Source organism: uncultured Blautia sp. (genome assembly GCF_902497045.1).
Taxonomy (GTDB): Bacteria; Bacillota; Clostridia; order Lachnospirales; family Lachnospiraceae; genus Blautia_A.
This window is the reverse complement of the sequence record NZ_CABVDF010000204.1, coordinates 1-5,317: the sequence shown is the minus strand read 5'-3', so window position 1 is coordinate 5,317 and position 5,317 is coordinate 1. Positions and strand designations below refer to the sequence as shown.

2 protein-coding genes are annotated in these 5,317 nt (G+C 41.5%); both read left to right on the top strand.

Going from position 1 to position 5,317, the window contains the following annotated elements; translation table 11 throughout:
- Nucleotides 1-254: 254 nt before the first annotated feature.
- Complete coding sequence (locus RDS42_RS12205; protein WP_308783901.1) at nucleotides 255-3,116, top strand: hypothetical protein; 2,862 nt, start codon at nucleotides 255-257, stop codon at nucleotides 3,114-3,116.
- A gap of 122 nt (nucleotides 3,117-3,238) precedes the next feature.
- Nucleotides 3,239-5,278 (top strand): molecular chaperone HtpG, encoded by a 2,040-nt coding sequence (gene htpG, locus RDS42_RS12200; protein WP_308783900.1) that lies wholly within the window; start codon nucleotides 3,239-3,241, stop codon nucleotides 5,276-5,278.
- Nucleotides 5,279-5,317: the final 39 nt, after the last annotated feature.

Here is a 5,317-nt window from a genome sequence, read left to right as displayed (position 1 = left end):
TAACAGACCCTTATAGGGTCAAAGCAAACCACCGGCTAAGCCGGTGGTCGTGATTGATCCGGACAGCAATACACTCAGACGGCGGTTCTGCTGGAAAACATAGATTACACATCAGAAATAGTATATGGTATAATGAACATACAGAAAAAGAAAACTAAAACTGTGCCGGAATGGATCACAGAAAAATTTCTGTAAAATCTGCGTATTTTATATGTACAGACAGATAGAATAACATATAAAAAGGAGGATGACTTATGCGAGAAAAAAAGATCACGGCACTTATTATGTCGATATTTATGGTGCTTTCCCTTCTTCCATCTACAGTATTTGCAGCTGCGGCTGTGAAGCTGGACGGTCAGCTTAAGATCAATGGTAAGGCGGCGGTTGGCACGACCCTCAGTGCAGAACTGAAGGATGTAAAGCCGGAAGGGCTGGCAGATGGCAGTATCAGCTATAAATGGTCCAGAAAACCAGTGGATGACACGGAAAATGCACATTTGCAGGAAATTGGAAAAGAGAAAACTTATGTGGTAACAGAAGCGGATCTGGGCTGTAAAATTGTTCTTACGATTACAGGAGCAGAGGACAAAGGATATACCGGAAGTCTTAATGCGGAAACTGCCGATGCGGTTGCTCCTGCAGAATCTCAGGATCAGCCGGCACCGGATACACAGGCGGTTCCGGAAACAGAAGAACAGGATGTAGCTGCACCGGAGGTGCCGGCGGAAGAGTCTGGAATGGAAAACGCACAGACAGACGAACTTCCGGAAGAGGTTTTGGAACCGGAAGAACAGACAGGCGAGGCTGGAAGTGAATCTGTAGAGGGTATTCCTGCTGCACAGGAAGATGGTACAACAGAATTGTATCCTGCTGAAGGAGAAGATCAATTCTATGAGGACGATTCACTTACCCCTGTTGATCCTTCGGAAATGGAGGATGATGAAGCAGGTTCTGAAGAAGTAGACGGAATCCCTCCGGCGCAGGAGGATGATTCTGATCAGTCCGGTGAAGGGAATCAGGAAGTACCAGATACTGCAGATCCTGTATATCTTGCGGAAGTGCACACTCCAGACGGCACAGGAGTGCTTGATTTCGGAACGCTTCCTGCAGGTGAGACAGCAGATGGAACAAGCTTAAATGTGGCAGTGAAAAATACCGGAACAGCGACTTTGCATTTTCTGGGAAATTCTCCGGAGCATTTTGCAGTCCAGGATATTGTTGATCCGCTGGAGCCTGGAGCAGAAGTTGTTCTTTGGGTGGCACCCCGTCAGGGTACCGCTGCCGGAACCTATGAGGATGTTATTACTTATTCTTCAGAAGAAGGCGCGCAGGCCTCCTTTACTGCAAGGATGGTTCTGACAGAAGCAGAAAAGCCGGAAGTTCCGGCTCTTGCAGCAGATCAGGAATTTTTGGGATTTACAGCAGATGAAGCACAGATCCTCACATTGACAAATAATTCTTCTGAGGATATTTCGCTTACAGCTTCAACAGCAGAAGGAACAGTAATTGTAGATCCTTCTACTGTTGTGATCCCGGCAGGAGGAAACTATCAATTCCAGATTGTTCCGGCGGATGGTCTGGAAGCGGAAAAAGAGTACCAGGACAATATTACATTTACAGATGAAGCAAATGCAGAAAATACAGTGACTATTCCTGTAACAGTTGTTCTTCCGCCAGAAGTACCGGACCCGATAAGTGATGTGACATCTGATAGAGACAGCCTGGATTTTGGTACGGAAACAGAGGGATATCAGGAAGCACCTGCTGAGGACTATGCAGTTCTTACAAATAATGGAGAAGCAGAAGCAGAACTGTCTGATCCTGTCAGTGAAAATGGCGAAGCAAAGTATTTCGATGTACTGCTTGCGGATTCTATTCTTCCGGCAGGAGGAACTACGCATCTGATCATTCGCCCAAAAACAGGACTTGCCGCAGGAAATTATAAAGAAAGTTTTACAGTAACTGACCTTACAGCAGGCAAAGATATCACGATTACAGCAGTTTTTTCAGTGTCAGCAGCAAGTCATAGTCTGAGCGTGGATCCGGCTTCTCTGGAATTTCCAGCAGCAAAGAAAGGCTATAACCAGATAGAAGCGCAGCAGATTACAGTAACGAACAATGGAACTGCAGCCGAGACACTGACTCAGCCAATGGGAAGTGCTTTTGATGTAAGTCAGGCGGATACAGCTGCTCTGACCATACAGCCAGGAGAATCTGTAAGTTTTACAGTAAGACCTAAGGCAGGGCTCGACATCGGCACATATCAGGAAACCATTCAGATATCTTCCGGTGCGGCAACTGTTGGAGTTAATGTGGTATTCCAGGTGATCAAGGGGACTGCAACGATTACAAAAATTCAGACACCGGAAAATATCACGGGGCTTGCAAATGGAACTAAAAAAGACGCAAAATCTCTGAGACTGCCGTCTGTAGTAGTGATAGAGACAACTTCCGGCAATATGAAAGCAGCAGTTACATGGGATGTAAAGAGTTGTTCATATGATCCTTCCAATACGGAAAAACAGACGTTCAGTGTCAGTGGTACAGTTAAACTTCCGGAAGGTGTGGATAATAACAATAAACTTCCGCTTTCTGTAAAAGTGAAAGTCAGTGTAAAGGCATATGCTCCAAGGACAGTATCGTCAGCTGATAATAAGATTACGGGCATTGAGTATAATGGGAATTATACAACACAGTCTAAGATCTCCTTTGCGGCAGTTGGCGCAGGTATGGATAATACATCTCCAAGAAAAGGTGATACCAGATATCTTCCGCTAAATTGGACTGTGATCAATACAAATACCTGGAGTTCGGCACCATATACTGCCAGCTTCGGAATGGCACAAAGTGGAGATTATACCTTAAAAGTAACTTTCCAGCTGCAGAAATTCGATGGGGCTTCATGGAAGAGCATAGAGGATTATGCTTCATGTAAAGTTCCGTTCCATGTTTCAAAAGCCAGTGTCACCGGACCGGGACAGAATTTGACACCAGCAGCAAACCGCAGGAATGCGGTAAGAACAGGAGACAGTACACCGGTTCTGCCATTTGTGATTATCCTTGTGGTAGCAGCAGTGGCTATTGGCGGTGTGATAATATACAAAAAGAAAAAATAAATCATACAGAAATCAAATTGCTAGCACTCATTTCAAATGAGTGCTAGTTTTTTCTTGACTTTTATGAAAAAGGGTATTACTATATATCACAGAAATGAAAAATTTAAAGGAGTGTGAGTTATATGGCTGCAAAGCATGGTAACTTATCGATCAACAGTGAAAACATTTTCCCTATTATAAAAAAATGGTTATATTCTGACCATGATATTTTTGTACGTGAGCTTGTGTCTAATGGATGTGACGCGATCACAAAACTGAAAAAGCTGGAAATTATGGGAGAGTATACTTTTCCGGATGATTATAAACCTTCTGTTCAGGTGGTTGTTGATTCAGAAAAGAAAACTTTGAAATTTATTGACAATGGTATCGGAATGACTGCAGATGAGGTAGAGGAATATATTACACAGATTGCTTTTTCCGGTGCAACAGAATTTCTTGAGAAGTATAAAGACAAAACAACAGACGATCAGATGATTGGTCATTTTGGTCTTGGTTTTTATTCTGCATTTATGGTGGCAGATGAAGTACATATTGATACACTTTCATATAAAGAGGGTTCAGTTCCTGTTCATTGGACTTGCGATGGAGGTACCGAATATGATATTCAGGATGGAAATAAGGATATCATAGGTACAGAGATTACTCTTTTCCTTAATGAAGAAAGTCTGGAGTTCTGTAATGAATACCGTATGAGAGAAGTTCTTGAAAAGTACTGCTCTTTTATGCCGGTGAATATTTATCTTTCTAAAGAAAATGCAGAACAGGAATATGAAACTATTGACGAGGCAGATCTGAAAGATGATGATGTTGTTGTAGAGCATATTCATGAAGAGGCCAAAACAGAAGAAAAAGAAAACGACAATGGAGAGAAGGAAATTGTTGAAATTTCTCCTGCAAGAGATCGGGTAAAGATCAATAAGCGTCCTGTTTCTTTAAGTGATCCGCAGCCGCTTTGGATGAAACATCCAAATGAATGTACAGAAGAAGAATATAAAGATTTTTATCGCAAGGTATTTATGGATTATAAAGAACCGTTGTTCTGGATCCATCTGAATATGGACTATCCATTTAACCTGAAAGGAATCCTGTACTTCCCGAAGATTAACACAGAGTATGACTCTATAGAGGGAACGATCAAATTATATAATAATCAGGTATTTATTGCAGATAATATTAAAGAAGTCATTCCTGAATTTTTGCTTCTTCTGAAAGGTGTGATCGATTGTCCGGATCTTCCGCTTAATGTATCAAGAAGCGCCCTTCAGAATGATGGATTTGTACAGAAAATTTCAGAGTATATTGCAAAGAAAGTAGCGGATAAGCTTACAGGAATGTGTAAGACTGAACGTGAATCTTATGAAAAATACTGGGATGATATCAGCCCGTTTATAAAATTTGGATGCATTAAAGATGCAAAATTTGCAGATAAGCTTCATGATTTTATTCTGTTTAAGGATCTTGATAATAAATATCTGACTCTGAAAGACTGCATCGAGGCAAATAAAAAGGAAAACACAGAAGAGGAAGCTGCTCAGACAGAAAAGCAGGATGAAGAGAAGGAACCGGAGAAGACAACCTTATTCTATGTTACAGATCCGGTACAGCAGAGCCAGTACATTAATATGTTTAAGGAAGCTGGCAAAAATGCAGTGATTCTTTCCCATAATATTGACACAGCATTTATTTCACATCTGGAGCAGAGGGATCAGACAATCCAGTTTAAGAGGATAGATGCAGATCTGACAGAAGAGTTAAAAGGTGAAGGAACTGCTGATGAGGAAACTGCAAAAACACTTACAGAGCTGTTCCGTAAGAATCTGAATAAAGAGAAACTGGAGGTTAAAGTAGAAAACCTGAAAAATGAGTCTGTTTCTGCAATGATGATGCTTTCCGAGGAAAGCCGTCGTATGCAGGATATGATGAAAATGTATAATATGTATGGTATGGATCCGGGAATGTTTGGCGGACAGGAAACACTGGTTTTGAACGCAAATCATCCACTGGTGAAATACCTGGCTGAAAATCAGGAGTCGGTTCATGCTGCTGTGATCTGCCAGCAGTTGTATGATCTGGCAATGATCAGCCATAAACAACTTTCTCCGGATGAAATGACAAAATTTGTTCAGAGAAGTAATGATATTTTAATGCTTTTGACAAAATAAAAAATTGATATAAGTTCTCCGGGTATTTTATCTTATGTG